The following is a 5,428-nucleotide window of genomic DNA, read 5'->3' on the forward strand; positions in this document are numbered from 1 at the left end:
CCCGCAAAACGCTCGGCGGCAGCACACCCGCTCAAGCCATGCAACGACTATTATCAGAGCCAGAAAAGCCCATCGTTGCGACGACCGGTTGAATCCGCCGTTCCCAAGCGACACGGCAGCGGCGCGTCCGGCCGGCGGGTGGTTGGCTCCAGATCGGTCGCGCTGGACGTCCGGTTTCTGGGACACCACAGATGGAAAACTAGGCATCGTTCGTGTCGGGCTGAAAACACCCACGTCTTATTTCATCGATCAAGGTTCGGTGCGATCGCCGTTACCCGGTGACGGCCCGGGCGCACGCGTCCTCCTGCGCTGTTTGCCTTGGGAGTCCAGCTTGAGCCGTCGACTGTGGGATACGACGACGGTTTTGTTCGGCGGCGGTGCAGCCGATGAGTGCGGATACTTATCGGTCTTTCGTGCGATTCAGTGTGTCAGCGCCAGAAATTCGGTGCTAAGACGTTTTGTCGTCTGAATCTCTACCTGGCAGACGTTAAGGCGTCTCCCGGACATGTCTATGGTGTACCCCTAAAACTGAGGAGCACCATGAACCACTTGCCCGACGAAGATCAACTCGACGGCCTTCTTGATCGGTCGAGCCCGAGCACGACGCTCATGACAGACGACGTGATCGATGAACTCAACCGTTTACGCGTCGCATCCATGCCATCACCAGGCAGCAGCGGGCACAGAAAACGCTGGACCCGACCCGCCCTAACAGCGCTCATCACGTTCTCATTGGTGGGTGGCGCCGCTGCCGCAACGGCCGCGACAATTCAACTGTGGTCGCCCTGGGCCGAGTCCCCGGACGCCGTCGCCACCTACACGTTGCCGAGCGGCGCGGAGTGTGAACTCCGTATCGGCAACGTTAACGGAAGCGATCCTGAAGCAGTCCGTGCCGTCGAGGACTTTTACCAGGCCGCGAGCATTGATGCCCTTCTCACCCAGGAAACGATCGATGAAACCATCGCTCAACTCCGGACGGAAGAATCCACCTTCATGAACGACGATGGGGCCACGGAGGCCGCAGGGTACGGAACTGTCCACTACAACGCCGACTCCGAGTACGATTCCGCCGTCAATAGAATCTTGACCAACACTCTCAGCAGCGAGCTGGCCCGGCAAGGCATTGATGGTTCCGAATCTAATCTCAGCTACTCCGGGGAGGGCAACTGCCCCGGTGCAGACTGGTGATGCGGAACCGAACGGATTTGGCCCTCCGCCTCACTGATGCTCTGTCTCATAACACCCCCGATCTACTGCGATACCTCGAACGTCGACTCAACCGAGACGACGCCGCCGATGCCCTTGCAGATCTGATGACCATCGGGTGGCGGCGCGCAAACACGTTGCCGGTCGCTCCGGAACAAGCGAGAATGTGGCTCTTCGGGATCGCCCGCCACGTCGTTGCTAACGCCGCGCGTACAGAACGGCGACAGTCGAATCTTGCCGAACGACTTCGCGAAACTCTCCGAACCGCGCCCGCAGAGGTCCGGTCTATCGATGAAGACGCCGAGGTCCGAGATGCCATAGCCCGTCTCGCACCCGACCAAGCTGAACTCGTTCGGCTTATCCACTGGGAGGGCTTTTCCATCGCCGAAGCCGGCAAGATCTTGGGCATCAGCGCCTCCACAGCTCGAACGCGATACCAACGCGCGCGAGCAGACCTCAAAGCCGCGCTCTCGCGCCACGGTGACGCGCAAATATATGCTGGCGATAATCCGCGCACAATCGTTGCGGCGGCACAATCGGAGCAACGATGATCAACTCAACCGTTACACAGATCGACCCAGCGGCCATCTCGCTACCCCCAACGCACTCGGTTGACATCACAGATTTCATCCCCACGCCCTCGTTGGGGACGAGGGAAGCCACACCCTCGTAGCCCCAGCCTTGTGTCGAAACCTACATATCTCAAAACGTTTGGGGTGAATGACGGCCAGAGCCGCGAATTCTCGTCCCGTGAGACGCAGGCCGGATGTTCCTGCGGGCGGAGTACACGCGACAAGTTTGCTCAGACGGGTGGCGAACCAAGTTTTCGCGAGCCCGTTCTTGCAGATGGTCCCTTCAGCGGCCGGGTGTGTGTGCGCGAGCGCGATTATGGAACTCCGATCGCATCGGCGATGGCCGTTCCCACCTCGGAAGGCGTCAATGCGGTGGTATCGATCACGTCGGCTTCGGCGCCTAGCCACCCACGGAACGCCTTGTCGTACCGGACGAGGTAGGCCAAACGGAACCCGGACGGACCCATCACCGTGTCTCCCATGATGCGCTCACGAAGTGTCTTCGTGTCGGTGTGGAGCAGGAAGTGTCGAACTGGAATGTCGTAGGCGGCGAATCCGTCGCTGATCTCGCGCCAGTACGCCTCAACCAAGACCGTCATCGGCATTATCAGAGTGCCGCCCGTGTAATCGAGAATGTGGCGGGCCGTCTCGACCACAAGAGGGCGCCACGGAGGCCAGTGCTGAAAGTTGTCTGTCTCGGGCAGCCCAGGGTGGACGTCCATCAACATCTCACCGACTTTCTCGGCATCGAACACGCGCGATCCTGGAATGAGCTCCTGCACGAGCTTGGCCGTGGTCGTTTTCCCAACGCCGTGAGTGCCATTCAGCCATATGATCACACGCCCATGTTAACGAAATGCCCGACCGACAACCATGAAAGGCCTCTACGCCCAGCCGTCCCGCACAAGGTTCCACTTGCGAAACGGCGGTACCGCCATTCTGCAACAAAAGAGCCCTGTCATTCATCAGCAAGAGTCACAAAGACACCCCTCGAGGAGGCACCGGTTCGCACCCCGACTGCCCTTAGTTAAATCCCCGTAATGGTGTATCGACGTTCGATACCGGAGGTCTCCCTACCCCATTCACTGGATGAGACTCGTTGTTGGTGTGCGCGGAACGAGACGACATCCCGAAAGTGCTCATCGACCTGCCAGACGAGCGGATCGTGGGTGGGCGTCACGTTGAACGAAAGGCATCCGTTCTCGGCGCGGGTCAGCCCCACGTGGACGGGAAGGTACTGCACAACGATCGCAGATTCGCCGAGATCGTCGCACAAGAGTTGACCAGTCAATCGCACGCTCTTCATAGCGCCATTGTCGCAGCGCCAAAGGGCAGCCGATGCCGCGACCGGTATCGCCCCCGATCTCCGGGCACCGCCGACGTTCCGCAGAGGGTTCCCGATACGAATTCCTCGATGCCAACATGAGCGGACGCCTTCCGCTGCCACGGGCGTCACCAGGTCACGATTCCGTGACGGAGAATCCGACGATACAGACGATGTGCGAAACTCCGGTCATGGGACATCGAATCGCGTTGACCAGCATCTTGATTGGCACGTTGGCGATTTCGGGTTGTGCAGCGTCACCGCGCGAACAAGTGCCTTTGGGTGAACAAGTGTTTCCGGCTGGTCAGATGCTGCCTTCTGACCTGTTTGCAGCCGCGCGCCAGTCTCAACATGCACCAGACGCATTGAGCGACACACGACCCCGAAAGTCGTGCGGAGATGTCACGCTCAAGCAGGGCGAAGAGATCCCCGCTGCGGCGGTCGACTGCATCGATGCCGCTATCGGCAACCTAGAGGCTGAGCTGGTTGTTGTCTCGTTCACCACAGAAGGTGATCCGGTTGTGGCTTTCTACCGCAGCGCTGCGGCCACCCTTGGAGTCGAGATATTTACCGACGGGGAGTTTGACCGATTTGGGCCCAAGACGTGGAGCCACCAGACCTGCCCGCAGGCTACGACCGTCACGTCACTGCAGGGATGCTCGGAAATGTAGCTCCCAGTCTTCGTCGAACACATCAAAACTGCCTCGCAGGCATCGCACTACCTGATGGAACGCGGTTGTCGCGGATGAATCTACGTCAGACGCGCAACGGGGCAGGAGTACTCCACTTACCTTCCGCACGCTCCAGTTCCGTATCGGGTTCCCCAAATGAAACAGCAGGATGTCGCGGTCGACGTCCGGCTTGCGGGACGCGCAAAACGGATCACCTGACAGCACCATGCCTAAGCAGCTATGTCGTCAAACGCTCATTCATTTCGGGCGAAGGTCCCAGACCGAGGCTGACGAATAATTTTCCACGTTTGTGGGGTAAACCGGATACTGAGGCGCCTCGGCGCACGTTCGCTGAAAGTGCTGATCTTGGGTTGCAGGCTGGTAACGCTGATTTATCCACGGTGGAGAAATGCGAGGAGGACATTTCGCTCGATCTCGGGCGGTCTCAGTTAGGGCTTGGACATCGGTCAACAGCCTGTCACCGCGCACAGTGGCCTCAAGGTTCGGATTCGCTGCCGAAGGGATCGAACGGCAACAGCTTCGCTACAGAAGCGTGCGCTTACGCGCGCCGGTCACCGTGGCTTTTCGTCGGTAGTGGGAATGACGACTACGCCAACGCCTAGGATCGTGTGGCAGTCGAATCCGGCGTTGTTCTCTTCCCGGTCGAGCTGCCAGTAGGCTCGGCCGAACCGGTCGCAAATGAGGCCGCCCACGTCGCCTGCGACCGTCGTATAGCGGATAGTGCCCTCGGCATCCGTCTCGGTTTCCCCCATCGCTCCCTTTGCCGGCCCGGTGTCGATGATCGGGTCGGGCGTTGGCGTGGGGATCGGGACTGTCGTTGGGCTCGCTGGCGGCATGGCCGGCGGAGCAGTGGTGGGGAAGGTGCAGCCTGCCAAGAGAAGGGAGCCAATCAGCGCGACCCCCGCGACGCTCAGCTGACGGAGCGACATCGTGCAGGATGAGAGGCGAGGCATAGCACTTTCGTGTCTTGAGTAGTCATCAGAATAAGCCGTGACCGCTACGCAACCACGTACTCTCAGCTTGCCAAAGGACGCCGAGCAGCGCGAGTCGGCTGTTCGGAGGACACGGCCTCGTCATCGTCTTAAACCGCGATGGCCTGAGCCAGTTGAACGCGCTTTAACTGCAGGTGGGTACGTGGGGCGTTCCCAAGTGCGCAGTCTTTCTGGAAGACATGCCTTCCGAACGCGCCCCGGAAACTTCCCTAGCCCCCAATCAACGCCTTGAACCCGTTCATATCCACGGCGTCTCGGACACGAGCCTGCACCTCTGCCTTCCAGCGTCACGAGGGAAGGAGCTCACCGCACAGGTGTGGGCGGAGCCACACCAGTACGAGGATTTCGGAACAGAGTTCATGATCTACGGACCCCGCACCGAGGAAGAACTCGGCATTGTTCTTAGCATCGTCGACGAAAGCTTGGTTTTCGCGCGCACCGGTAACTAAGAGAGCATCGCCGTCGCCGATACGTCCCCGTCGAAGTGGCCATCGGGCCAGACGGCCATCAGCGATGAACTCGAAGTTTCAGCGTCCCGCACGACGTTCCCGTTGCCGGACCAGCTAATCCGGCAACGAGATTCCGTTTGAGGGCTCCTCTCAACGGCCCGAGTCAAACTGGCGTTGGACGGTGCGATAAACG

At 60.0% G+C, this 5,428-nt stretch carries 7 protein-coding genes; 4 read left to right on the plus strand and 3 right to left on the minus strand.

The window, feature by feature from the left end:
* Window positions 1–540 precede the first annotated feature (540 nt).
* Together E3T38_RS14830 and E3T38_RS14835 are read left to right on the plus strand one after the other, a co-directional pair.
* Window positions 541–1,188 carry a hypothetical protein gene (locus tag E3T38_RS14830; RefSeq protein WP_134548902.1) on the plus strand — a complete coding sequence of 216 codons (648 nt, stop codon included), beginning with the start codon at window positions 541–543 and terminating at the stop codon, window positions 1,186–1,188.
* Window positions 1,188–1,757 (plus strand): RNA polymerase sigma factor, encoded by a 570-nt coding sequence (locus E3T38_RS14835; RefSeq protein ID WP_134548908.1) that lies wholly within the window; start codon window positions 1,188–1,190, stop codon window positions 1,755–1,757. Before E3T38_RS14830 ends, E3T38_RS14835 begins: the two co-directional genes overlap by 1 nt.
* Before the next feature lie 335 nt (window positions 1,758–2,092).
* On the opposite strand, the gene E3T38_RS14840 is transcribed toward E3T38_RS14835, so the two are convergent.
* The gene (locus tag E3T38_RS14840; RefSeq protein WP_134548903.1) at window positions 2,093–2,617 is read right to left on the minus strand and encodes an AAA family ATPase; all 525 of its coding nucleotides are present in this window, start codon (window positions 2,615–2,617) and stop codon (window positions 2,093–2,095) included.
* 188 nt (window positions 2,618–2,805) lie between these two features.
* On the minus strand, window positions 2,806–3,084 hold the full coding sequence (locus E3T38_RS14845) for a putative quinol monooxygenase (RefSeq protein WP_134548904.1): 279 nt from the start codon (window positions 3,082–3,084) through the stop codon (window positions 2,806–2,808).
* Window positions 3,085–3,293: 209 nt separating this feature from the next.
* Between E3T38_RS14845 and E3T38_RS14850 the strand changes: the two genes are divergently transcribed.
* Window positions 3,294–3,773, plus strand: coding sequence for a hypothetical protein (locus tag E3T38_RS14850; protein ID WP_166805538.1), 480 nt, complete (start codon window positions 3,294–3,296; stop codon window positions 3,771–3,773).
* Between the two features lie 572 nt (window positions 3,774–4,345).
* On the opposite strand, the gene E3T38_RS14855 is transcribed toward E3T38_RS14850, so the two are convergent.
* Window positions 4,346–4,747, minus strand: coding sequence for a hypothetical protein (locus tag E3T38_RS14855; RefSeq protein ID WP_134548906.1), 402 nt, complete (start codon window positions 4,745–4,747; stop codon window positions 4,346–4,348).
* A gap of 218 nt (window positions 4,748–4,965) precedes the next feature.
* On the opposite strand from E3T38_RS14855, the gene E3T38_RS14860 reads away from it, so the two are divergent.
* The gene (locus E3T38_RS14860; protein WP_134548907.1) at window positions 4,966–5,235 is read left to right on the plus strand and encodes a luciferase family protein; all 270 of its coding nucleotides are present in this window, start codon (window positions 4,966–4,968) and stop codon (window positions 5,233–5,235) included.
* Window positions 5,236–5,428 lie beyond the last annotated feature (193 nt).

The sequence above is a fragment of the Cryobacterium sp. Hb1 genome, assembly GCF_004403585.1.
In the GTDB taxonomy this organism is placed as follows: Bacteria; Actinomycetota; Actinomycetes; order Actinomycetales; family Microbacteriaceae; genus Cryobacterium; species Cryobacterium lyxosi.